The sequence below is a fragment of the Aromatoleum bremense genome, from assembly GCF_017894365.1.
In the GTDB taxonomy this organism is placed as follows: Bacteria; Pseudomonadota; Gammaproteobacteria; order Burkholderiales; family Rhodocyclaceae; genus Aromatoleum; species Aromatoleum bremense.
This window is the reverse complement of the sequence record NZ_CP059467.1, coordinates 4,100,265-4,122,887: the sequence shown is the minus strand read 5'-3', so window position 1 is coordinate 4,122,887 and position 22,623 is coordinate 4,100,265. Positions and strand designations below refer to the sequence as shown.

Annotated in this window: 20 protein-coding genes and 1 pseudogene; 14 read left to right on the top strand and 7 right to left on the bottom strand. The window is 66.0% G+C overall.

What is annotated here, in order from left to right; all coding sequences use genetic code 11:
- Positions 1-84 precede the first annotated feature (84 nt).
- Both pbN1_RS19435 and pbN1_RS19430 read right to left on the bottom strand, forming a co-directional pair.
- Complete coding sequence (locus pbN1_RS19435) at positions 85-1,515, bottom strand: RtcB family protein (protein WP_169201007.1); 1,431 nt, start codon at positions 1,513-1,515, stop codon at positions 85-87.
- A gap of 5 nt (positions 1,516-1,520) precedes the next feature.
- On the bottom strand, positions 1,521-1,937 hold the full coding sequence (locus pbN1_RS19430; RefSeq protein ID WP_169201006.1) for an archease: 417 nt from the start codon (positions 1,935-1,937) through the stop codon (positions 1,521-1,523).
- Positions 1,938-2,411: 474 nt separating this feature from the next.
- Here pbN1_RS19430 and pbN1_RS19425 point away from each other — a divergent pair, with 474 nt between their 5' ends.
- A complete protein-coding gene (locus pbN1_RS19425; protein WP_169201005.1) occupies positions 2,412-5,090 on the top strand; it encodes a cation-translocating P-type ATPase in 2,679 nt (892 codons plus the stop codon).
- A 182-nt stretch (positions 5,091-5,272) separates the two neighbouring features.
- Here the strand turns inward: pbN1_RS19425 and pbN1_RS19420 are convergent, their stop codons facing one another.
- Genes pbN1_RS19420 through pbN1_RS19410 form a run of 3 tightly spaced genes read right to left on the bottom strand, consistent with a single transcriptional unit; the run spans position 5,273 to position 8,935 of the window.
- Positions 5,273-6,625 carry a sigma-54-dependent transcriptional regulator gene (locus pbN1_RS19420; RefSeq protein WP_169201004.1) on the bottom strand — a complete coding sequence of 451 codons (1,353 nt, stop codon included), beginning with the start codon at positions 6,623-6,625 and terminating at the stop codon, positions 5,273-5,275.
- The gene (locus pbN1_RS19415) at positions 6,612-8,060 is read right to left on the bottom strand and encodes a sensor histidine kinase (RefSeq protein ID WP_169201003.1); all 1,449 of its coding nucleotides are present in this window, start codon (positions 8,058-8,060) and stop codon (positions 6,612-6,614) included. The genes pbN1_RS19420 and pbN1_RS19415 overlap by 14 nt, the downstream gene beginning before the upstream one ends.
- Entirely contained in the window at positions 8,057-8,935 is an 879-nt protein-coding gene (locus pbN1_RS19410) for a substrate-binding domain-containing protein (protein ID WP_169201002.1), read from the bottom strand. Before pbN1_RS19410 ends, pbN1_RS19415 begins: the two co-directional genes overlap by 4 nt.
- 317 nt (positions 8,936-9,252) lie before the next feature.
- On the opposite strand from pbN1_RS19410, the gene pbN1_RS19405 reads away from it, so the two are divergent.
- Genes pbN1_RS19405 through pbN1_RS19365 form a run of 9 tightly spaced genes read left to right on the top strand, consistent with a single transcriptional unit; the run spans position 9,253 to position 17,482 of the window.
- Positions 9,253-9,963 carry a 4Fe-4S dicluster domain-containing protein gene (locus pbN1_RS19405; protein ID WP_169201001.1) on the top strand — a complete coding sequence of 237 codons (711 nt, stop codon included), beginning with the start codon at positions 9,253-9,255 and terminating at the stop codon, positions 9,961-9,963.
- A gap of 10 nt (positions 9,964-9,973) precedes the next feature.
- Entirely contained in the window at positions 9,974-10,831 is an 858-nt protein-coding gene (nrfD, locus tag pbN1_RS19400) for an NrfD/PsrC family molybdoenzyme membrane anchor subunit (RefSeq protein WP_169201000.1), read from the top strand.
- A gap of 24 nt (positions 10,832-10,855) precedes the next feature.
- Positions 10,856-13,489, top strand: a complete 2,634-nt coding sequence (locus pbN1_RS19395) for a molybdopterin-dependent oxidoreductase (protein WP_169200999.1) — start codon at positions 10,856-10,858, stop codon at positions 13,487-13,489.
- A 12-nt stretch (positions 13,490-13,501) separates the two neighbouring features.
- Entirely contained in the window at positions 13,502-14,338 is an 837-nt protein-coding gene (locus tag pbN1_RS19390; protein WP_169200998.1) for a TorD/DmsD family molecular chaperone, read from the top strand.
- Positions 14,339-14,355: 17 nt separating this feature from the next.
- Positions 14,356-14,808 carry a DUF309 domain-containing protein gene (locus pbN1_RS19385; RefSeq protein ID WP_169200997.1) on the top strand — a complete coding sequence of 151 codons (453 nt, stop codon included), beginning with the start codon at positions 14,356-14,358 and terminating at the stop codon, positions 14,806-14,808.
- Between the two features lie 56 nt (positions 14,809-14,864).
- Positions 14,865-15,494, top strand: a complete 630-nt coding sequence (locus pbN1_RS19380) for a HisA/HisF-related TIM barrel protein (protein ID WP_244857036.1) — start codon at positions 14,865-14,867, stop codon at positions 15,492-15,494.
- 2 nt (positions 15,495-15,496) lie between these two features.
- The gene (locus pbN1_RS19375) at positions 15,497-15,961 is read left to right on the top strand and encodes a hypothetical protein (RefSeq protein WP_169200995.1); all 465 of its coding nucleotides are present in this window, start codon (positions 15,497-15,499) and stop codon (positions 15,959-15,961) included.
- Entirely contained in the window at positions 15,958-17,073 is a 1,116-nt protein-coding gene (locus tag pbN1_RS19370) for an NADH-quinone oxidoreductase subunit I (RefSeq protein WP_169200994.1), read from the top strand. Before pbN1_RS19375 ends, pbN1_RS19370 begins: the two co-directional genes overlap by 4 nt.
- 25 nt (positions 17,074-17,098) lie before the next feature.
- Positions 17,099-17,482, top strand: coding sequence for a hypothetical protein (locus tag pbN1_RS19365; RefSeq protein ID WP_169200993.1), 384 nt, complete (start codon positions 17,099-17,101; stop codon positions 17,480-17,482).
- Between the two features lie 77 nt (positions 17,483-17,559).
- On the opposite strand, the pseudogene pbN1_RS21025 reads toward pbN1_RS19365, so the two are convergent.
- Positions 17,560-17,811 (bottom strand): annotated as a pseudogene (locus tag pbN1_RS21025) (YeeE/YedE thiosulfate transporter family protein); the annotation flags it as partial.
- A gap of 44 nt (positions 17,812-17,855) precedes the next feature.
- Here pbN1_RS21025 and pbN1_RS19355 point away from each other — a divergent pair.
- The 4 genes from pbN1_RS19355 (at position 17,856) to pbN1_RS19340 (ending at position 20,992) form a co-directional block, all read left to right on the top strand.
- Complete coding sequence (locus pbN1_RS19355; protein WP_210147588.1) at positions 17,856-18,512, top strand: ArsR/SmtB family transcription factor; 657 nt, start codon at positions 17,856-17,858, stop codon at positions 18,510-18,512.
- A 63-nt stretch (positions 18,513-18,575) separates the two neighbouring features.
- Entirely contained in the window at positions 18,576-18,926 is a 351-nt protein-coding gene (locus tag pbN1_RS19350; protein ID WP_169200991.1) for a DsrE/DsrF/TusD sulfur relay family protein, read from the top strand.
- A gap of 29 nt (positions 18,927-18,955) precedes the next feature.
- Positions 18,956-20,137 (top strand): MFS transporter, encoded by a 1,182-nt coding sequence (locus tag pbN1_RS19345; RefSeq protein ID WP_169200990.1) that lies wholly within the window; start codon positions 18,956-18,958, stop codon positions 20,135-20,137.
- A 150-nt stretch (positions 20,138-20,287) separates the two neighbouring features.
- A complete protein-coding gene (locus pbN1_RS19340; RefSeq protein WP_169200989.1) occupies positions 20,288-20,992 on the top strand; it encodes a glutamine amidotransferase in 705 nt (234 codons plus the stop codon).
- A gap of 66 nt (positions 20,993-21,058) precedes the next feature.
- Here pbN1_RS19340 and pbN1_RS19335 read toward each other — a convergent pair whose 3' ends face one another.
- Positions 21,059-22,534, bottom strand: a complete 1,476-nt coding sequence (locus pbN1_RS19335; RefSeq protein ID WP_169200988.1) for a SulP family inorganic anion transporter — start codon at positions 22,532-22,534, stop codon at positions 21,059-21,061.
- Positions 22,535-22,623 lie beyond the last annotated feature (89 nt).

Here is a 22,623-nt window from a genome sequence, read left to right as displayed (position 1 = left end):
CCGACTGCCTCGGCCGACTTCGCTCGCCGCATGAACTGCCGTGGCAACTGCGTCGCGGGCGACAAAGGCAGGACCGTCGCAGCCTCAGCCCTTCACGCAGATCAGCGGCGCGACCCGGGCCACCTTGCGCGCGAGGCCGGCCGCCTCGGCAGCGTCGACCACAGCGCCGACATCCTTGTAGGCGTCAGGGGCTTCCTCGGCCACGCCGCGCTGCGTTGGGCTGCGGATGAGAATGCCGCGCGCCGCGAGATCGTCGATCACCTGGCGGCCGTGCCAAGTGTGCTGGGCGCGGTGGCGACTCATGGCGCGCCCCGCGCCATGGCAGGCCGAGGCAAAGGCGAGCTCTTCGGACTCCGCGACGCCGCGCAGAATGTACGAACCGGTGCCCATCGAGCCGCCGATCAAGACCGGTTGGCCGCTCGCACGCAGCGTCTCCGGCAGGTCGGGGTGGCCAGGGCCGAAGGCGCGGGTCGCCCCCTTGCGGTGGACGTAGAGCTCGCGCATACGGCCGTCGACCCGGTGGGTCTCCACCTTGCACGTGTTGTGCGAGACGTCGTAGAGCAGGGACAGCCGCGCCGCCGGCAGCAGTTCCGCGAAGACCTGGCGTACCAACTGGGTGAGGATCTGGCGGTTGGCCAAGGCGCAGTTGATCCCTGCCCGCATCGCGCCCAGATATTCCTGGCCCAGCGGCGACTGGATCGGCGCGCAGGCGAGCTCGCGGTCGGGGAGAATGATGCCGTGATCGGCCGCGGCGATTGCCATCTGCTTGAGGAACTCGGTGCCGATCTGGTGGCCCAGTCCGCGCGAGCCGCAGTGGACCATGATCACCGTCGCGCCCTCGATCAGGCCGAAGGCTGCCGCCGCGGGCCGGTCGTAGATGGCGACAACTTCCTGGATCTCCAGGTAATGGTTGCCGCTGCCCAGCGTGCCCATCTCGTCGCGCTGGCGCTTCTTGGCCTGCTGCGACACCGCCGCCGGGCGTGCGCCCTTCATGCGGCCGCCTTCCTCGATGCGTTCGAGGTCGGCGGGCTCGCCCCAGCCGCGCTCGACCGCCCATTTCGCTCCGCCGGCCAGCATGGCGTCCATCTCCTGGCTGTCGAGGCGGATCGCGCCGGAACTGCCGACCCCGGCGGGAATGCACTGGAACAGGCGGTCGGCCAGCGGCTTTTGCACCCGCAGGATGTCGTCGCGGGTGAGCCCCGTGTGCAGGCAGCGCACCCCGCAAGAGATGTCGAATCCGACCCCGCCGGCTGACACCACGCCACCTTCGTCGGGGTCGAAGGCGGCCACCCCGCCGATCGGAAAACCGTAGCCCCAGTGCGCATCGGGCATCACATAGGCGGCACGCACGATCCCCGGCAGGCATGCGACATTGACCGTTTGCTCGTACACCTTGTGGTCCATCGCGCGGATCAGCGTCTCGTCGGCGTAGATCACGCCCGGCACCCGCATCGCGCCGTGGGGCGGGATTTCCCATTGATAATCGGAGCGCCGCGCAAACAGGTCGAGTTCCATGGCTCTCACACGTCCAGTACAGTCTGGGCCAGCCACCCATCCGCCTCACGGGCGACGCGCAGGGCGGTGTAGGTGGCACCCTTGATTTCCACGGCGGGATGATGGCGCCCGACGTCCACACCCTCGCCCCAGGCAACGCCCTGCAGCTGCCCGTCGTCCAGGCGGACCTCGAAGCGGCTGAACAGCATGTTTCGCACCGCCATCTGGTAGATCACGCCGTTCAGCCATTCGGCCAACAGCAGCTCGTCATCGGGCGCCCGGCAGCGGATGGCGACCGCCGTGCGCGGCTGCACTGCGCCCGGGTCGCTGACGACCGCCGTCAGCGCCATCGCCGCCTGCTCGAAGGCCTGCGCCTTGGTGGCGCCCATTCCTCGGACGCCCACGTCCGCATCATGAGGAAAATGTTCCCATCCCGCTTTCATGCTGGCACCTGTCGCGGAGGACGGTCTGGTCGATCACCCGCAGTGGCGAGATCACCCGCAGCGGGCGAGCCGGAACTTGGGCGCTCCTCTCATGCTAGTCGACGCCTCGGGGCGGTGCTGCGACGCCGATGCCGTTTGATGCGCCGAGGGGAATGCCGTCCGGCTAGGCAAGCCCGTGGCGCGGCCGTCGACGCATTGGCTGCACTGTTGGGCAGTGCTCGGGCCCTGCGACTATGTGGACGTCTTCGAGGCGCCGGACATCGACACCGCGATGCAGGTTTCGGCTGTGTTCCGCACCTTCGGGCGTGCCCATTCGGAGTTCAGCCTTGACGACGAACTCATCGTCCGTTTTGGTGATGTCCACGCGGGGCGACCAGTCGCCCGCCGCGGCGTACTAAGCTGGGTACGGAGCCCCGCGCAGCGGACGGCGTTCGGGCGGTGCGTGAAGGATGACGGCGACAACGGGGAGACCCGATGGACATCTGGCGTGGGCAAGTGGAGGTGGTGCTGCGGGGGCTCGACAGCGCCCCCGCCGGACTGAGCGCCGCCGAAGCCGCGCGGCGGCTGGCGATGTTCGGCGAGAACCGCGTCGAAGCCTTTGGCCGCGAGTCGGCGGCATGGGCTTTCGGGCGCGAGTTCGTCCATTTCTTCGCCCTCATCCTGTGGTTCGCCGCCGTCCTGGCGGTAGTGGCAGACCGGTTCGATCCCGGACAGGGCATGGCGGAGCTGGCCGTGGCCATCGTCGCCGTGATCCTCCTCAACGGCAGCTTCTCGTTCTGGCAGAGCTATCGCGCCGAACGGGCCATCACGGCGCTGCGCGCCATGCTGCCGCAGCGCGTCAATGTGTGGCGCGGCGGTGAGTTGACGGACGCGCTGGCCGCCACCCTGGTGCCGGGCGACGTGATCCTGCTCGAAGCGGGCGACAGCGTCCCCGCCGATTGCCGCCTCATCGACGCCATCGGGGTGCGCGTCAATGCCGCGACCCTGACCGGGGAATCCCGCCCGGTGAGCCGGGTCGCCGAGTCGGTGGCGGCGGCGAGCGCCGCGGAGGCGCACAACCTGGTGCTTGCCGGCACCTCCATGGTCGCCGGCCACGGACGCGCGGTGGTGTTCGCCACCGGCATGCGCACCGAATTCGGCCACATCGCCCATCTCACCCAGCGCACCGCCGAGCGGCCTTCGCCGCTCACCCTGGAGATCAAGCGCATGTCGCGGCTCGTCGCCGTCGCGGCGACGGCGCTTGGCGTGCTCTTCTTCTTCGTCGGCCGCGCGCTCGGCGTGCCGTTCTGGGACAGCGCGCTGTTCGCCATCGGCATCATCGTCGCCAACGTCCCCGAAGGGCTGCTCCCGACCGTGACCCTGTCCCTCGCCATGGCGACCCAGCGCATGGCGCGGCGCAATGCCCTGGTGCGGCATCTTCCCGCCGTCGAGACCCTCGGCGCCACGACGGTGATCTGCACGGACAAGACCGGCACGCTCACCGAAAACCGCATGCGCGTGGTCACCCTGGCGGCGGGCGGGACGGCATGCGAGCCTGCCGCCGTGTCGGGCTGCGCCGCCGCGCCGGCCATGACTGCGCTCCTGGCCGTGGCTGTCGATTGCCACAGCCTGCGGCCGGCGCCGGACAGGCAGGCCGGGTGGACGGGCGATCCGATGGAGATCGCCTTGGTCGAATGCGCCGCCCGCGCTGGGATCGCGGGCTCGGCGACCCGGCTCGCGGAGCTGCCCTTCGAGGCTGGCCGCAACTGCATGTCGGTCGTCTGCGTCCGGCCTGACGGTTCGCACCTCTATTGCAAGGGCGCGCCCGAGGCGGTGCTGCCCGCATGCACCGGCCAGCGAACGGCCGATGGCGGCGTGGCGCCGCTCGCCGAGGCCGAAATCGGTGCGGCGCTGGAGGTGATGGCGCAGCGCGGCCTGCGCGTGCTCGCGCTGGCCAGCCGCACGCTGGCCGAGGGCGAAGTGGTGACGGACGAAAGCGCCGAGCGCGAGCTCATCCTCGAAGGCCTCGCCGGCCTGGAGGATCCGCCCCGTGCCGACGTCGGTGAGGCCATCGCACGCTGCCGCGAGGCGGGTATCCGCGTAATCATGGTTACCGGCGACCACCCGGCCACCGCGCTCGCGGTCGCCCGCGAGATCGGCCTCACCGACGCCACCCCCCGCATCCTGCGTGGCGAGGACATCGCGCGGATGAACGCCGCCCAGCTGCAACTGGCAGTGGAAGCGCGACAGCTCATCTGCGCGCGGGTCAGCGCGGAGCACAAGCTGCGCGTCGTGCAGGCGCTGCAGGCGCAGGGGGAAGTGGTGGCGGTCACGGGCGACGGCGTGAACGACGCACCGGCCTTGCGTGCTGCCGACATCGGCATCGCCATGGGCAGGAGCGGCACCGACGTGGCCAAGGAGGCCGCCGACATGGTGCTCCTTGACGACCACTTCGCCACCATCGTCAGCGCGGTGGAGGAGGGGCGCGCGGTGTTCGACAACCTGCGTAAGTTCCTCACCTACATCCTCAGCTCGAACATCCCGGAGATCGTGCCCTATCTCGCCTTCGCGCTGTTCCGGGTGCCGCTGCCGCTCACCGTCATCCAGATCCTCGCCGTCGACCTCGGCACCGACATGCTGCCGGCGCTCGCCCTCGGCGTCGAGCCGCCTCATGCGGAGACTATGAAGCGGCCCCCGCGGCCGCGCTCGGCGCGCCTGCTCGACGGGCCGCTCGTCGCCCGCGCCTACCTTTTCCTCGGCGTGATGGAGGCCGCCGCCGCCTTGGCCGTGTTTTTCGGCCTGCTGCTGGCGACCGGATGGCATTGGGGCGAGGTGCTCGACCGCCTCGATCCGCTCTACCGCGAAGCGACCACCGCCTGCCTGGCCACCATCGTGGTCATGCAAGTGGCCAATCTCTTTTTGTGCCGTGATGCGCGGCGTCCGGCCTGGCCGCCGGGGCTGCGCGCCAACCCTCTCCTGCTGTGGGGGCTGGTCTTCGAGCTGGCGCTGATCCTGGCTGTCGTCTACCTCCCCCTCGGCAATCGCCTGTTCGGCACCGAACCGCTCGGGGCGCAGGTGTGGCTGGCGATGCTGCCCCTGGCGCTGGCGATGGCGGGACTGGAGGAGGGGCGCAAGGCCTGGGCGCGGCGGCGGGCGCGCCGAGCGTTCCGGTGATCTGTTCCTGTTGGCGCAATCGGGTCCAGCCGCTGCCCTCTATAGCCGCCATCGGCCCGCGAGCGGTTGCCGCGATCTGGCCGCGGCTCGTTCAGCGCCACCTTGCGCGTGAAAGTCGCCGCACCGAGCGGTGTCAGCGCCGGCAGCACGAGTTTGGCAAGCAGGAAAGAGGCGCTGACTGATCAGAGGTCTTCGTGCGCCTGCAGCCCAAGGCGGCGCAGCTTTTCCCACAACGTCTTGCGCGTGATGCCAAGCGCCTCGGCGGTGTGGGTCATGTGACCGCCATGCTGCTCGAGGACCATGCGCAGGTAATCGCGTTCGCAATCCATCAGGTAGTCGGCCAGCGGGCGTGAAGGCGGGGGCTGGTCCGCGCCGGCGTCCAGCCCCTCGCCGAAGAACGCATCGGCGCCGAGGAGCGGGCCAGGAGACAGGATGCAGGCGCGCTCGACCGCATGCTTCAGTTCGCGGACGTTTCCCGGCCAGGCGTAGCGGGTGAGTGCTTCCTCGGTGCGCGGGTCGATGCGCCGCTTTTCCTCGGGGTGGGCGCGATTGAACGCGTCCACGAAGTGATGCACGAACCAGGGAATGTCCTCCCGGCGCTCGCGCAGCGGCGCAATGCGCAGATGAATTACATGGATGCGATAGTAGAGATCGTCGCGAAAGCGGCCTTCGTCGACCATTGCCCTGAGATCGCAATGCGTCGCACAGACCAGGTGGAAGTCGACGGCGATGGGTGATTCGCCGCCCAAGCGCTGCAGCCTGTGTTCCTGCAGTACGCGCAACAGCTTGGCCTGCATCGAGAGGGGCATGTCGCCGATTTCGTCGAGAAACACGGTGCCTCCGCCCGCCTGTTCGAAATAGCCGCGCCTCGCCTTGGTCGCACCGGTGAATGCCCCCTTCTCGTAGCCGAACAGTTCCGCCTCGAGGAGGGTGTCCGGTATTGCGGCGCAATTGACTGCGACGAACGGTGCCTGCGGACCGGCAGCGTAGCGGTGGAACAGACGCGCCACGTGTTCCTTGCCGACGCCCGACTCGCCGGTGATGAGCAGACTGTCGGCATGGCGGGCGAGGCGGGGCAGCGATTCGGCGATCCGCCGCATCGCGGGTGACACGCCCAGGACCTCTGCACTCGCCAAGGGCTGTCGCGCACCGTAGCCATCGGCCAGCGCACGCACCTTGACGATCAGCGCATCCGGGTCGAAGGGCTTGGTGATGTAGTCTGCGGCGCCGGCCTTGATCAGTTCGACTGCACGATCGATGCTGCCGAAGGCGGTCATGAACAGGAAGGGTGGCAGCATTGGCGCCGATGCGAGCAAATCGAGAAACAGGTCGCCACCGTTGCAGTCGGGCAGCCGGATATCGCTGACGACCACCGCGTGGCGGTGCGCGGCAAGCGCAGCCCTGGCGTCGGCGCCGGTATGGCACCAATCGACATCGAAACCTTCGAGCCGAAAGCGGTCGGTGAGGGATTCGCCGATGATCTCGTCGTCCTCGATCAGACAGAGCCTCGACCGCGTCTCGCTAGGATTTGCCATAGGGAATCTCGATGGTGAAGGTCGTGGCGTCGGGTTCGCTTTCAACCGCTATCTCGCCGTTGAGCTGTCGGGTGATCTGATACACGATCCACAGACCCAGGCCGTGTCCCGTCTCCCGTCCGGTCGCGAAGGGCTCGAACAGGTAGGCCATGTCCTGCTGCTCGATATGCGCGCCGTCGTTGAAGACGGCGAGCGTCAGCCCCTGTGGCGAAGTGTATGCGTTGAGGCGCACCGTGCCGCCTTCACCCGCCGCCGCGACCGCATTGAGCAGCAGATTGAGCACGATCTGCCGCAGCAGGGTCGCCGGGAGTGGAACGGGTTCGGCAATGCGCCCGTCGACGACGATGCGCACGGCCTGCGCATGGGCTTCGGCTTCGACCAGAATCAACAGGTCGTCGATGTCCTCGGGGGCGAAGAAGCGGTCTTCGACTTTCGCTTCCACCAGCAGCGCGCTGACGGTGTTGCGGATCTGGGTCAGTCCGCGCTGCAGCAGCGACAGCGTACGCTCGGCGCGCTGCGGATCCGCCCCATGGCGCTGGAAAGTGTTGATCGCCGTGAGCATGCCGGTGAGGGGATTGTTGATCTCGTGCGCGATGCCTGCGGTGAGGCGGCCAACTGCGGCGAGCCGCTCCGAGCTGAGCATCTGCCGTTCCATCTCCTGCTTGACCTGCATCTCCGCCACCATGCGGCGAAAGGCTTCACCGAGCTGGCCGATCTCGTCGCCGCTGCGCGGAAGGTCCGCGAGCCGGGCCGCCTCGAGCTCGAGCGGGATCTGCTTCATCGCTCCCGCCAGGCGCAGCAGGGGCTGCGCGGTGCGGCGGGCCCACACCCAGGACACCGGGAGGAGGATGAGAAGCACCACCAGGGTGACCCAGGCTGCCCGTCCGACCTGGCCGAGGAAACGGGGAAGCAGCGCCGGCTTGGCGTAGGCGAGAATGACGTGGCCGAGTGCGACGCCGTCCGCGATCAGCGGCGTCATGATGAAGAACAGCAGGCTGTCGGTAGACTCGAGGATGCGCTGATCGGTCGGACTGCCGCGCGAGAGTTCGGCGCGCAACAAGCCGTAGGCACCACCCGGCGCGGCGGCGCTGGTGCCGATGGGGAACGCGCGCGGCCGGGTCGACACGAAGACGCGATAATCCGCGTCCGTCACCAGCACGACCAGCGCCTGCAGTTCCGGTGCGGCGGGGTTGGGCTCATGAGCCGACTGCAGGATCTCGTAGGCACGCCAGATGTCGTCGTGCAGCACCGGCATGACGAGCGTATGCGCCAGCACCCGTCCCATGCTGCGTGCGTGGCCTTCGAGATTCTGGCGCACGATGTCATAGTCGCGGGCGACCAGTGCGACCGTGACCGCGAGCGCCGTGCCCAGGACTGCCGCCACGACGCGCAGCGGAATCTTCCAGCGCAGTGACAGGTCGGCGAGCGTCCTCATGGATTTTTCACGCGCGCGGCCATGCGTGCAATCTCGTCGAACAGCTCCGGTTCCCCCGGGATGAAGCCGTCGAGGCGCAGGCGCTGGAGCAGATCCATGCCCTCGGGATCGGCCGTCATGCCCAGCAAGACGGCACGAAAGCGCGCCAGTTCGACCGTCGGAATGTCCGACCGGGCGACGAAAGGCGGGTAACCGAGCGGCGGCGAGCGCTCGATCACACGCGTGGTCCGGGTAAGGTCCGGGTGCAATTCGGCGAGCGTCTCCCAGACATAGCCGTCGACTGCCCCGCCTTCGGCCAGCGCAATGCCGACCGCCTCGACCACCTTGCGGTGCGCCCAGGTGAAGAAACTGCGCGAGAAGAAATTGTCGGGATTCTCGCCTTGCGTGGTGAGCAGGTAGCGCGGGTAGAGATAGCCGGAATTGGAATCGGGGTCGGAGTAGGCGAATACCTTGCCGCGCAGCCCGGCGAGCGTCGTGGTTCGGGTGTCCTCGGCTGGCACGATGAGGTAGGACTGGTAGTAGGGCCCGCCCCGCCACAGCGGCACAGCCACCAGCTTCAGTTCCTGGCGGTGGCGCACGTAGGGATAACCGCACACCCAGGCAAAATCGAGCTTGCCGGCGCGAAGCAGGTCCATGACTTCGCGATAGCTGCCGCGCTGGACAAACACGACGGTGCTCCCGAGCTTCACCTCCAGCCAGCGTCTCCACTGGCTCAGGAAACTCATCTGGTCGTCGAGAAAGACCGGTGTCAGGCCGATGCGCACTGGGATGTCTGCGCCATGGGCGGGCAGCACCGTCAGCGCTGCCAAAGCACCGACGCCGCGCAGGAATGCGCGCCGGCCGCAGGCTTCAAGAAGGGCAACGTCCCTGTCCATGGCGAGGATGATAGGCGCCGATCCTGTGTCCTGTCAGCACGCGAGTGGCGCGCCGTTACGCAGCGGTAACAGCTTGCAGCACAGCAATCGACAGCGATGTTACGGCGCCGTAACGCCGGTCGCGGGGGCGTCGGGGCGGTGATTTTCGCGATCCCTTACCCGCCAAGACCTTTGGCCTATTTCCCTGTTCATGGTCCGGTTATTGCACATGTTCCGGCATGGAGGGAGGCGCTATGCGTTCGCGGCAAGGCGATCGCGAGCCGTAAATCGCCATCTCGAACGCGGAGCACGCGGCGGCATTCAACGGAGGTGAAAGCATGAGTGAAGAACTCAGGGTCTCGCCCATCGAGACCAGGGAGGCGCCGGGCAAGCGTCGATTTGCGATGGTGGTCGACACCCGTCGTTGCATCGGCTGCATGGCCTGTCAGGTGGCGTGCAAGGCGGAGTACGACACGCCGCTCGGAGTCAATCGCACCTGGGTACCGTACAAGGTCGTCGGCAAGTATCCCAACGTAAAAAAGCAGTTCCTGCCGCGACTGTGCAACCACTGCGACGATCCCCCGTGCGTGCGCAACTGCCCCGTCGAAGCCACCTACAAGGTCGAGGATGGGGGCTTCGTGCTGCAGCGCTATGAGCGCTGCATCGGCTGCCGCAGCTGCATGGCCGCCTGTCCGTACAACGCCCGCTTCATGCTGCCTTCGCACCGCACCTACACGCCGATCACGAATGTCGTCGACAAGTGCACCTTCTGCTTCCACCGCGTCACCCAGAACCTGGTGCCGGCTTGCGTGCAGACCTGCATCGGGCGCTCGCGCATCTTCGGCGACCTCAACGATCCGAACAGCGAGGTTTCCTATCTGGTGGCGACCAACGCCACGCAGGTGCTGCGACCGGAGGAAGGCACGAAGCCCCATGTGTTCTACATCGGCGCCGATCGCAACGCGACCGAGTTCCCGCGCGACGCCTACCGCAAACCCGAGGTGATGGAGCAGGAGCGTTCCGCGTTCAAGCGCCACTTCAACATCTGAGGAGACAACCATGGGTGACTACGTCTGGTTCCACGATGTGTCGTGGCATGCGACCTACGCGATCTACTTCTTCGTCATCGGCATCGTTGCCGGCCTGACCTTCCTGTCCTTCCTGTCGTGGCACAACGAGGCGCTGAAGCCGATCCGGGCGAGTTCGGCCTGGGGGGCGCTCGTGCTGCTGGCGATCGGCGGCTTGCTGCTGATCGCGGATCTGTCCCAGCCCCTGCGCTTTCTCAATATCCTCAATCCTTTCTATCTCAACTTCGGCTCGCCGCTGGCCTGGGGGGCGCTGAACATCGTCAGCTTCGGCATCGCGCTGGTGGTCTATTTGTTCATGCTGCGCAAGGGCAACGGCGGGGGCGGCAGGTGGATGGCGGGGATTGCAGCGCTGCTGGCGCTCGGCCTGCCGATCTACACCGGCTTCGACCTCACCGTACATCAGTCGCGGCCGGTGTGGAACACGCCGATCATCCCGGTGTTGTTCGTTGCGATGGCAATCGCATCGGGCTCCGCGGTGGCGTCCCTGCTCGCCGGCGGCAACGCCGCGACCCAGGCCACGCTGCGCCAATACCTGCTGTGGTCGACCGGCGCGGTCGGCGTGATGCTGGTATCCATCCTCGGTACGACCCACCACGGTGGCTCGGCGCAGGAGCTGACTTACCTGATCCTCACGACTGGCACGATGGGGCTGATCTTCGTCGGGATCGGCATCGTTGCCGGCACGGCGGCGCCGATCGTGCTGCTGCTCGCGCCTTTCGGCCGCCAGCAGTTCGGTGTGGTGCTGGCCGGCCTGCTTGTGCTCGCGGGCGGAGCGGCGCTGCGTTACGCGCTGCTGATGGGCCCCCAACAGTTGCAGACCCTGTACTGACCGGCCAGGCAAGGAGATCTCGAAATGGACTTCCCGAAAATCACCCGCCGTACCTTCCTGCAGGTCAGTGCCGGCACCACGGCCGCGGCAGCCGCCGCACCCCGATTGCTGCACGCAATGGAAAACGAACTGGGGGGCAAGGATTTCAGCCCGACCAACGCCGCCGAGCGCAAGGCGATCCCGGTTAACTGCCATGTCTGCAACATCCAGGACGGCGCCATCGCCTTCGTGGAAAACGATCGCGTCGTGAAGCTTGAAGGCAATCCGGAACACGTCTCGACGCGCGGCCGCCTGTGCGCCAAGGGCAACTCCGGTATGTGGTACAGCTACGACCCCGATCGCATCCTGTATCCGCTCAAGCGGGTCGGGGCACGCGGCGAGGGCAAGTGGAAGCGCATCACCTGGGACGAGGCGCTCACCGAGGTCGCCGGGAAGCTCGATGCCGCGCTGAAGGAAGACCCCAACACGATCATGCTGAAGTGGGGGCGCAACCGCACCGGCGGCACACTCGAGCGTTTCATGAAGACGCTCGGCTCGGCGACCGTGCTCAATCACACCTCGGTGTGCGAATCGTCAAAGAAAGTTGGCCAGGAGCCGACCTGGGGGCCGGACATCGAAACGCCCGACTTCGCCAACGCCAAGTACGTGCTGAACTTCGGCTCCAACGTGCTCGAGGCCTCGTATTTCCACAATCCGCTGTCGCAGCGGGTCACGGAGGGCCGCGTCGACAACCACATGAAGATCGTCACCTTCGATGTGCGCCTGTCGAACACCGCGGGTTTCTCGGACGAGTGGATCCCGGTGTTCCCGGCGACCGACGGCGCGGTGGCGCTGGCGATTGGACATGTGATCCTGCGCGAGGATATGCAGGACAGCGACTTCATCAACACCTGGACGAACGTTACGGTCGATGAGCTGAAGGCCCATTACGCCCAATACACGCCGGAGTGGGCGTCGAAGATCTCCGGCGTACCGGTGCAGACGATCGAACGCATCGCACGCGAGTTCGCCGCCACCAAACCGGCCACGCTATTCACCTACCGCGGCCCGGCCAAGCACCTGTATGGCTCTTACAACGAAAAGGCCTGCATGATGCTGCCGATCATCACCGGCAACGTGGAGAAGCGTGGCGGCTACTGTCTGCCGCGCGGCATGGGCTGGCCGCAGCCCATGCCGCAGCCGCCGGGACCGAAGCAGGATTCGGTGCTCGCGCACCCTCCCGAGTATCCGCTCGCCGCGCACAAGGTCAGCCACCTGGTGCCGTTCTGGATCGCCGAGGGGCGGCAGAAGATCAACGTCGCCTTCACCTACCAGGACAACCCGGTCTACACCAACCCGGGCGCGCAGGCGGTGTGGGGCAAGCTGTACCGCGACGAGAAGCTGATCCCGTACTTCATCTCGATGAGCTCGCACATGGGTGAGGAGACGGCGCTGGCCGACATCATCCTGCCCGACTGCCCCTACCTCGAGCGCTGGGAGCCCGAGTCGATGCCGAACTCGCTGTGGCCGTGGCTGGGCATCCGCCAGCCGGTGCACAAGTCGCTCGGCGAATCGCGCGAGAACCGTGTTCTGCTGCGCGACATCATCTGGAAGCTCGACCCGGACGGCTCTCGCGGCATGAAACAGTTCTGGGAGTTCAAGGATGGCGAGGACTACATGCGCCACCACTTCGACAACGTGCCCGGGCTGAAGGAGGCGGGCGGGCTCGACTTTCTGAAGAAGCACGGTGTGTGGCCGATCTACGGCACGCTCGACCCCAAGACCGGCAAGGTCACCGACAAGACCGGGCGTGAGATCCAGGCCGAGTACGGCCTGTACAAGAAGGAACTGTCGGCCACCGACATGGAAGGCGCGATGGTGGACGCGCACGGACTGATCACGAAGAACGGCAAGGCGATCGGCATCCGCCGGAACGGCCGCGACTACGTGGGCTTCCCCACCGGCAACCGGCTGATCAACGTGCGTGTCGATGAGTGGGCCGAGTACGGTTTCAATCCGATGCCCACCTTCAAGCGCATCCCGTGGCACGAATCCATGAAGGACGACGAGATGATCCTGTCGACCTTCAAGCTCAACGTGCACAAGCAATCCCGCACGGCGGCGGTGAAGTGGCTGGCCGAGATCGCGCACAGCAACCCGGCCTGGATGAACCCGGAGACGGCAAAGAAGCTCGGCGTGAGGACCGGCGACCTGGTGCGGGTCGAGAGCCCGGTCGGCTATCTCATCACCAAGGCCTACGTCACCGAAGGCATCCACCCGAAGGTGATCTCGATCGCGACCGGTTTCGGCCACTGGGAATATGGAAGGCTGGCGACGCTGAGGCTGAAGGACAAGCCGGCCTTCGGTGGCACCGATGATCCCGACCTCAACAACGTATGGTGGGACGACCGCGGCGTGCATCCGAATGCGATCATCCCGGTGGTCGCGGATCCGATCGGCGGCTCGCAGGGCTGGTACGACACCGTGGTGAAGGTCAGCAAGGCAGGACCGGACGACAAGTACGGCGACATCCATGGCGACTGGGACAAGCATTACGCGGCCTACAAGGAAACCATGCGCTACGCGTACACCGGGGACCTGCATCGCAAGATGCACCCCGAGATGGCGGCCTGGGCGGGGCCGGAAAGCGTGAAGCCCAAGGCGTCCGGCGGACACTGAACAGGAGGCACCATGCTGAAAACCTTGCTTGCGATCGAAGACGACGGCGTATCGGTCGACTTCGCCGGACCACGCCTTTTGCCCGCTGAGCTGGGCGCCGAGTGTGCGGCCCGCGCGGATGTGTATCGGTTGCTGGCGGGCGCTTTCGTCGAGGAACCGGGGCCGTCGTTCGTGCAGGCGATGCGCCGGCCGGAGGTGCTGCAAAGCCTTGCCGGCGCGGGGGTGCGATTCGATGCGGATTTCACCATGCCGGACACTGAGTCCCTGGTCGAGCGTCTGGCGTGCGAGTACACGACGCTATTCGCGGCGACCGGCGGCTTCCCGCCAGTCGAGTCGGTGCGGCTGACCGGACGCTACAAACAGGATCCGCATTTCAAGGTCGAGCAGACCTACACAAAGTGGGGCTTCGCGTTGCACAAGGGCCGCTTCGAGGTGTTTCCGGACCAGCTTGGGGTCGAGCTCATGTTCGTTGCCGAGTTGCTGGAGCGCTGCAGCCTGGCACTCGCGCGCGGCGACGAGGCCGGTTACCGGCGCTTGGAACGCGAGGTGAAGCGATTCTGGACGCAGCATCCGGGGCGCTGGGTGCGCGGCTATGCGCGCTTGATCGAGCAGGCCGCCGAGCACTCCTTCTACCGCGAGATGGCACATTTCCTGGGTGGGTTCGCGGACGAGGAAATCGTGGCGATGGGGCTGCGCATCGACGATCTCGACCACGGTAGGGCAGTCGTGCCGAAGGCCGAGATCCGGGTGGAGTTCAACCCCGACGAGCCCGTCTGCAACAGTTGCGAAGGGGCACCAACGGGCCCGAGCCGTGCGGCCCCCGTGCATACGCTTCACGACCTGCGTTGACGGCGAGGGACCCGACCATGCTGCTCGATCTTCAAACCCGACCCATTCTTGCGCCCGATCGCCAGGTGCTGTCGGAAATCAACTGGACGGAAGTCGCTGCGCTGTGGAACGGCAACGAACTCGGCGCGCTGCACGACCTGCTCAATGAACGCTGGTCGAGGTTGATCCGCAACAGCGTGCTGGGCACGCGTGACCCCGAGGCCGAGTTTCTGCAGGGGCTTGCGTTTGCTACGCTTGCGCTGTTCTTCACGCAGAACCACAACCAGGAGGGCGCGCTGCTGTTGCTGGACGACGCGCTCGTGGTGCTCGGCAAATACCGGCCGCACTTTCTGGGTGTGCGGATCGATCCGATCGTCGGCTCGCTGCAGGAGCTGCGCCCGCTGATTGCGTCGCTGCCGGCCGAAGGCGAGAATCCGATGTTTCCCTTTGTGTATGCGAAGTTAGAGCACAGCGGAGCGCTGTCGTCATGATCCGGTGTGCATGCCTTGCCGGCGCCTCCGAGGCTCCGCCTGATGTCGATGCAAAATTGTTCATCATCGATGGAGATGCCGTCGGCGCATGGCTCGCCTCGGCCGTTGCGATCATCGTGCCCGCTGAAGGCGAGGCGCGGGCAAGTGAGCTGCTGACCGCCGGCGCTGCGCGGGTGTTGCTCGGAGAGGCCGCGCTGCGCGACTCGGAACTGATCCCGAGGCTCGTTGCGCGGTTTGGCGCCGAGCGGATCGGTGTTTTCGTTCCCGCGCGTCGCATGGAGATCACGTGGTCATTCGACACGGTATCCAATGCCGATTTTCGCGTCGTGACGCCATCACTGTGCGAAGCGGGCTGGGAGATCCTGCGCGCCGACGCCAGTGCAACCGGTATCCGGGCGAACTGGTGGCTCGGCGAGATGAAGAAGCGGGGCGCCTCGATGGCGCTCGTGCAGGTCGACATCGGCGACGACACCGATCTCAACCTGTGCGCAGGCCTGGTCGAGGATCTGGGCGATCGTCTGTGGATTGCGCCGCGTCGGCAATCCGACCCGGCGCTCGCCGACTGGGTGGCATACGGCAAGGCGGCGCAGATCGCGCTGTCGCCGAGTCTCTTTACGCGACGTGCCGAGTTGCTGCCGGCCTTGTCGCCGTCCGACGCCGTCTCACCTGCTGTCGAGGATGCATGACCATGCGGGCGAAATTCATCATTCATACCCTGATTGTCGCCACCTTCATGGCTGTTACGGCGCACGCTCAGGCGGCGGCAAGCCTGCGCAACGAGACCCAGCTCAAGCTGGCATTGCGTGCCAGTCCGCCGTGTTGCGTGATCGATGCGCGCGGTGACGCGCAGCGACAATCCCGCGCGATCGCGGAGGCGCTGGTCTATAGGGAAGGCATCAGGATCAACCCGACCGCCTCGGTGGTGGTGGTGGCCGATGATGATGACAGGGCTCTGCGCGTCGCCGAGACGATTGCCTTCGCGCACCCCGGCCAGACCGTCTTCGCGGTCGAGGGGGGTGTTGGCGTCTGGGAGCGTGTCGTCAGCGCCATCAGCGCAGAGCCGCCCGGGGGGAGGGCGGTTCAGTTCGTCATACCGAAGAACACCTGCGAGCAGGGGCCGGCCTTGCAGCAACTACGGACGGCGCCCAAGTGAGCATCGCCTACCCTGAGTTTCGCGCCAGCCGCTGCACCCGCTACCGCTTTCGGTACAGCGAATGCCGCCGTTGTACGGAGGCCTGTCCGCACGAGGCGATTACCCTGTCCGACGAGGGCGTCGCCATCGACTTCGCTCGCTGCCAGAACTGCGCGCTGTGCGTAACGGCCTGCCCCACCGGCGCCTTGGCAAGTGGCGGTTTCAAGCCGGTGGACATGTTGCGGCAGGCGATTCGCCAGGACCATTTCACCATAGCCTGCGCGCCTTCCGGCGCCGTCGCCGACGCGGTCGTGCCCTGTCTTGGCGCGGTCGACGCGGCCAGCCTGGCGTATCTGGCGAAGCGCCGAATTCCGGTGACGATGCGCGGCGCTTCCCATTGCAGCGAGTGCGCGCATGGTGCCCGGGGGGCTGCGCAGCTCGCACTCAATCTGGAGGCCTGCGAGGTTCTGACAAAAGCCGCCGGAACAGCAGATGCCCGCGTCGACTGGGTCGCCCCGGAGGTGGAGTCTCGAAGTACATCGCTGCCGACCATCGAGGGAGGCGGCGGCTTCGCGGCGAGCCGCCGACAATGGTTCCGCCGCCTGGTCGGTCGCGGGGCCGATGAGCTGGCTCAGACGACCGAACCGACCCCATCTTCGCTGCCTGCCCCCGACAAGGCGATACGGCCTGGCGCCTACGCGCTGCCTGAGCGACGCGAATTGCTGCAGATCGTGTGCCAGCGCAGAGATGATCGGCCATTTTCGCTCCCCCTTCACGAAGCGCTGCCACTGATGGCATTGTCGCTGCAGCCCGGCTGCATCCTCTGCGAAGCCTGTTTTCGAGTTTGTCCGACCGGTGCAATCGAGATCGAGGAGTCGCCTGCCGACTGGCAACTCAAGTTCGCCACCGACCGGTGCGTCGGTTGCGCCGTTTGTCTGGAGGTCTGCCAGCCCCGCGTGCTCGACGCCGATGCGGTCTTCGACGCCCGGCCGGAACAGCCTGCCCGGGTATTGCTGGCCATGTCGAAGCAACGCTGCGCGCGTTGCGACCGGCACTTCGTATCGCATACCCTGCAGGAAACGTGTCCGATCTGTCGCGACGACGAGGATGCGTTCACCGCCATCTTTGGCTGAGACCCGGCCACGAGGAGAAATCGTCATGGAATGGGAATTCACCGCAGAAGATGTCGTCAAGGCGAGGGTGGGCTACATGCTGGCGGATTTTCGTCGTGACCTTGGCGAGGAAATCCGCATGAATGTGGGCAACAGCAACGAGTTGCAGTTTCGGCGTACGTTCAACCTGATCTACGACATGTGCTATGCGTTCGCTACCGGGCGCATGCTTGACGAATTTCTCGCGCCCTACGCTTACGATCCGCCTACATGTGAATTTCTGCGCGAGGTCGAACCGCTCATGGCTGCCAACGTCGAGATGCTCGGGGCCATCCTGCAACGGATGATCATGGATGGAGTGGAGCAGGGGATGCCTCTCGAGCAAGCAGTGGACGAAGCTGCGTTGCGGCATCGGGAGTTGGTGCGATAGTCCCTTAGACGTCGCTCCAATATCCGGAGAGCAACGGTTTCGGGCGTTGCCGCCGCCAAGCGTAGCGTGTACAGCGTACCCGAGCCGCAGCCGCCGGCAAGCTGTATACCGACGCCGAAGAGGAACGCACCGACGGCGATTTGCACCGCGACCGGCGCGGCCGCCGACCCGAGCGGTTGTCCGAAAGCCTCGCCCGCCGCGAGCGCCGGCGCACCGCGCCGAGCAGGAGACTGACCCCCGCCGCGACGGGGCGCAGCGTGCGGTGCGCCCGAAGATGACCCACGAAAGCGGAACCGTGCCCTACGGACTTCATGCGTAATAGGTTGCACAACATTCGCCAGACCGTTAGATTGTGCGTATGGAACAAAGACTCTTGAAAGACTTGCTCTACGAACAGGTGGCCCGAATCGGCAAAGCGGTTTCCAGTCCGAAGCGGCTGGAACTGCTTGAGTTGCTGGCGCAAGGCGAAAAATCCGTTGAGGCACTTGCTGGCGAGCTATCGGTTGACGTCAAGCTCACCAGCGCGCACCTGAAAGCCTTGAAAGATGCACGCCTGGTGGCATCACGTCGCGACGGCAAGTTCGTGATCTACCGCCTCAGCGGCCAGGACGTCGCCCGGCTTTGGGTCATGCTGCGCGAGGTTGCCGAAGAGCACCTGGTGGAGTTGCGCGTCGCGCTCGACCAGATGGTGACCAATCCCGCCCGCCTTGCGGCTGTGAGTCGCCAGGCCTTACTGGAGCGCGCGCAGCGCGGCGAAGTCGTCGTGATCGATGTGCGGCCCCATAACGAGTACGAGACCGCGCATCTGCCTTTCGCACGGTCGATGCCGATCGCCGAGCTCGAACGTCGCCTCGCCGAGTTGCCGCTCGACAAGGAGATCGTCGCTTACTGCCGCGGCCCTTTCTGTCTGTTGTCGGACGAGGCCGTGGCCTTGCTCGCTGCGAGGGGTTACCGGGTTCGCAAAATTCCTGACGGCGTCAGCGAATGGGCGGCAGCGGGCCTTCCGGTGGAGGCGGCGGGCAATCGCTGATAGGCCAAGGACTGCGGCTCGCCTGTCACGCTCACTTCAAATGCACGACAACGGAGCAATGCCATGCCGAACACTCTTTTCATCATCAACGATGCGCCCTACGGCAATGAACGGGCCTACAACGCACTGCGGCTCGCCGGGGCGCTCGCCGGCCGCGAGGATCAGCAGGTACGGGTTTTCTTGATGGCTGATGCGGTGGGCTGTGCCAAAGCTGGCCAGAAGGTTCCCGAGGGCTATTACAACATTCAGCTCATGCTCGGAAAGGTGCTGCGCAAGGGCGAGGTGGCCTTGTGTGGAACCTGCATGGATGCGCGCGGGCTGACCGATGCGGAAATAGCCAAAGGCGCCCGGCGCTCGACGCTGAACGAGTTAGCCCAGTGGACCGCCGAGGCGGACAAGGTGCTGGTGTTCTGAACTTTTGCACGATCAGGAAAGGAGCCCGGATGTTCCCCGGCAGCCGCAATATCCTCCTCCTGGCTTCGAGCCAGGCCATGATGCTCTCGGCCATCGTCATGTCGATGACGCTGGCGGCAATTCTCGGGAGTTCACTCGCCCCGGACAAGAGTCTCGCGACGCTGCCGGTCGCCGTGATGGTGATCGGCACCGCAATCGCATCGTTACCGGCGGCGATGCTGATGCGCCGCTTCGGACGACGCACGGGTTTCCTGATCGGCGCCACGCTCGGTGTCGCCGGCAGTGCGGTCGCGGCGTTCGGCCTGCAACAGCATTCGTTCCAGCTCTTCGTCCTGGGCCACCTGCTGCTCGGCAGCTACCAGGGCTTCGCCAACTACTATCGGTTTGCCGCAGCTGAAGCGGTCGACCCCGCTCACGTCGGCAAAGCGATCTCGTGGGTTGTGGCGGGCGGCGTCATCGCCGCCTTTCTCGGCCCGCAGCTTGGGCAATGGGGGCGGGACTGGTTTGTCAGCGGATTGTTCGTCGGTTCGTATCTCGCCCAAGCGGCGCTCAGCGTGATCGCGCTGGCGCTACTGGCGTGCGTTCGGCTCAAACCCGTGGTGGTCGCGGCGGGCGGTGTGGCAAGGCCGCTGCGCGAGATTCTTGCGCAACCGGCGCTGCGTGCATCGGTGCTCGGGGTGGCGGTCGGCTACGCCGTGATGATCATGGTGATGACGGCGACCCCCTTGGCGATGCTGGGCTGTGGGTTGTCCGCCACCAGTGTCACGCCAGTGATTCAGTGGCACGTTGTCGGGATGTTCGCGCCGTCGTTCTTCACCGGCAGTCTCATCAAGCGTCATGGTGCACCCCGCATCATGCAGATCGGGTTCGTCCTGCTGCTGGTGCATGTCGCGATCACGCTGCTCGGTGTCGAGTTCCTGCATTTCCTGTCGGCGCTGATCCTGCTGGGCGTCGGCTGGAACTTCGCCTTCATTGGGGGTACCGCGCTGCTCACCCAGACGTACCGTCCGTCGGAACAGTTGAAGGTCCAGGCGATCAACGAGTTCTCGATATTCGGCCTGGTGGCGCTCGCGACCCTATCGGCGGGCTGGCTCTATGACCGCTTCGGCTGGGCTACCCTCAACTTGGCCGTAGTGCCACTGCTGATCCTTGCCTTGGTGGCTGCCATCGGTATCGAGCGGCGATTGCGAGCGGTGGCGGTACCTGCCTGAGGAACGTCTCGCGGCCTTCGGCGGTCTCGGCCGATTGCGGGGGCGTGATCTACCGCGGCAGCGTGCCGGGAATGCCGTCGCAAGGCTGGATACAGGGTGTATCTTGTGATACACACGTGTCATTAATCGCCCGTCGAGGAAAGTTCGCCAATGAAATCCGCCATCGCTCTTCGCCATGTCACCTTCGAAGACATGGGCTCCTTCGCCACCGTGCTCGCCAAGCGCGGCATCGCGCTGCGCTACCTCGAGGCCGGCGTCGATGACCTGTCTCGCTTCGACCCGTGCGACCCCGATCTGCTCATTGTGCTGGGAGGCCCGATCGGTGCGTACGACGAGGCCAGCTATCCCTTCATCCTCGATGAACTGCGCGTGCTCGAAGGGCGACTGAAAGCCGAACGGCCAACGCTGGGAGTTTGTCTCGGCGCCCAGATGATGGCTCGAGCCCTCGGGGCTCGCGTCTATCCGGGGCCTGCAAAGGAGATCGGCTGGACGCCGCTGCAGCTGACCGAGGCCGGGCGCGACTCGCCCCTCGCGCACCTGGGCGGGGCACTGACCTCGATGTTGCACTGGCACGGCGACACCTTCGATCTACCCGCCGGGGCGACCTTGCTCGCGTCCACCGACGTCTGCCGCCATCAGGCGTTTTCCTGGGGGCGCAACGCGCTGGCCTTCCAGTGCCACCCGGAAGCGCAGACAACCCAAATGGAACGCTGGCTCGTCGGGCATGCGTGCGAGCTTACGGCGACCGGGCTGTCGGTGCCTGAATTGCGCGCCGATTGTGCCCGCCTCGCACCTACCCTGGAGGCGCAGGGGGCACGTTGTTTCGCCGACTGGCTCGACAGGGTTGGGTTGTGATCAAGGTTGGCGCATCGTCGTAAACCGGCTCACGAACCGGCGGGGAAGTTCCTCATATTCATCTCCTCAATGTCCCATCAATAATTCGACCGCGTCCGGCTTGTCGTGTACCGCGAAGCGGTCGACCATCGTCGCGCTCGCCTCGTTGAGCCCGATGACTTCGACCTCGGTGCCTTCGCGGCGGAACTTCACGACCACTTTGTCGAGCGCACTGACCGCCGTGATATCCCAGAAATGCGCGCGTGAAACGTCGATGCGCACCTTCTCGATGACTTCCCGAAAGTCGAACGACGCGACGAAGCGGTCCGCGGACGCGAAGAACACCTGGCCGGTGATCCGGTAAGTGCGCACGCGGCCTTCGTCTTCGGCCTTCGAGCCGACGTGCAGCACCATGCCGACCTTGTGCGCGAAGAAGAACCCGGACAGCAGCACGCCGACGAGCACGCCTTGCGCCAGATCGTGGGTCGCGACGACGACGGCCACCGTCGCGAGCATCACGACGCTGGAGCTTTTCGGGTGCTCGCGCAGGTTGCGGATCGAGGCCCAGCTGAAGGTGCCGATCGACACCATGATCATCACCGCGACGAGTGCCGCCATCGGGATGCGCGCGACCCAGTCGCCGACCAGCACCAGCAGCAACAGCAGGAACACGCCGGCGGCGAGCGCCGACAGCCGGCCGCGGCCGCCGGATTTCACGTTGATCACCGACTGGCCGATCATCGCGCAGCCGGCCATGCCGCCGATGAAGCCCGACGCGATATTCGCGACACCCTGGCCGACGCACTCGCGGTTCTTGTTGCTGTTCGAGTCGGTCAGGTCATCGACGATCGACGCGGTCATCATCGATTCGAGCAGACCCACGACGGCGAGCGTCGCCGACACCGGGAAGATGATTCGCAGCGTCTCGAAGGTGAGCGGAATATCGGGTATCAGGAACAGCGGCAGGCTGTTGGGCAGCTCGCCCATGTCGCCGACGGTGCGGATGTCGAGCCCGAGCGCGAGCGCGACTCCCGTCAGCACGACGATCGCCACCAGCGGCGACGGCACCGCCTTCGTCAGATACGGGAACAGATAGATGATGCCCAGGCCCGCTGCGACCATCGCATACACATGCCAGGTCACATTGGTCAGCTCGGGCAACTGCGCCATGAAGATCAGAATGGCCAGCGCGTTCACGAAGCCGGTGATCACCGAGCGCGACACGAAGCGCATCAGCGCGCCCAGGCGCACGACGCCGGCGACGATCTGCAGCACGCCGGTGAGGACCGTTGCGGCGAGCAGGTACTGCAGGCCGTGATCGCGCACGAGCGTCACCATCACCAGCGCCATCGCGCCGGTCGCGGCCGAGATCATGCCGGGCCGCCCGCCGGTGAAGGCGATGACGGTGGCGATGCAGAACGATGCGTATAGCCCCACTTTGGGGTCGACGCCGGCGATGATCGAGAAGGCGATCGCCTCGGGGATCAGTGCAAGCGCGACGACGAGGCCGGCGAGCAGATCGTTGCGGACATTGGAAAACCAGTCTTGTTGTAATGACTTCATGGTGTTGATGACGTCCGTCGTTGTTCCGCTACGAGGCTGCGGCCATTGGGGAAAACAGGCCGATCAGGGCTGGCCTTTCGCTGTCGGTG

Coding starts and splice junctions, on each gene's coding strand:
- pbN1_RS19435 (WP_169201007.1), bottom strand. CDS start 1,515: ATGGAACTCGACCTGTTTGCGCGGCGCTCCGATTATCAATGGGAAATC.
- pbN1_RS19430 (WP_169201006.1), bottom strand. CDS start 1,937: ATGAAAGCGGGATGGGAACATTTTCCTCATGATGCGGACGTGGGCGTC.
- pbN1_RS19425 (WP_169201005.1), top strand. CDS start 2,412: ATGGACATCTGGCGTGGGCAAGTGGAGGTGGTGCTGCGGGGGCTCGAC.
- pbN1_RS19420 (WP_169201004.1), bottom strand. CDS start 6,625: ATGGCAAATCCTAGCGAGACGCGGTCGAGGCTCTGTCTGATCGAGGAC.
- pbN1_RS19415 (WP_169201003.1), bottom strand. CDS start 8,060: ATGAGGACGCTCGCCGACCTGTCACTGCGCTGGAAGATTCCGCTGCGC.
- pbN1_RS19410 (WP_169201002.1), bottom strand. CDS start 8,935: ATGGACAGGGACGTTGCCCTTCTTGAAGCCTGCGGCCGGCGCGCATTC.
- pbN1_RS19405 (WP_169201001.1), top strand. CDS start 9,253: ATGAGTGAAGAACTCAGGGTCTCGCCCATCGAGACCAGGGAGGCGCCG.
- nrfD (WP_169201000.1), top strand. CDS start 9,974: ATGGGTGACTACGTCTGGTTCCACGATGTGTCGTGGCATGCGACCTAC.
- pbN1_RS19395 (WP_169200999.1), top strand. CDS start 10,856: ATGGACTTCCCGAAAATCACCCGCCGTACCTTCCTGCAGGTCAGTGCC.
- pbN1_RS19390 (WP_169200998.1), top strand. CDS start 13,502: ATGCTGAAAACCTTGCTTGCGATCGAAGACGACGGCGTATCGGTCGAC.
- pbN1_RS19385 (WP_169200997.1), top strand. CDS start 14,356: ATGCTGCTCGATCTTCAAACCCGACCCATTCTTGCGCCCGATCGCCAG.
- pbN1_RS19375 (WP_169200995.1), top strand. CDS start 15,497: ATGCGGGCGAAATTCATCATTCATACCCTGATTGTCGCCACCTTCATG.
- pbN1_RS19365 (WP_169200993.1), top strand. CDS start 17,099: ATGGAATGGGAATTCACCGCAGAAGATGTCGTCAAGGCGAGGGTGGGC.
- pbN1_RS19350 (WP_169200991.1), top strand. CDS start 18,576: ATGCCGAACACTCTTTTCATCATCAACGATGCGCCCTACGGCAATGAA.
- pbN1_RS19345 (WP_169200990.1), top strand. CDS start 18,956: ATGTTCCCCGGCAGCCGCAATATCCTCCTCCTGGCTTCGAGCCAGGCC.
- pbN1_RS19340 (WP_169200989.1), top strand. CDS start 20,288: ATGAAATCCGCCATCGCTCTTCGCCATGTCACCTTCGAAGACATGGGC.
- pbN1_RS19335 (WP_169200988.1), bottom strand. CDS start 22,534: ATGAAGTCATTACAACAAGACTGGTTTTCCAATGTCCGCAACGATCTG.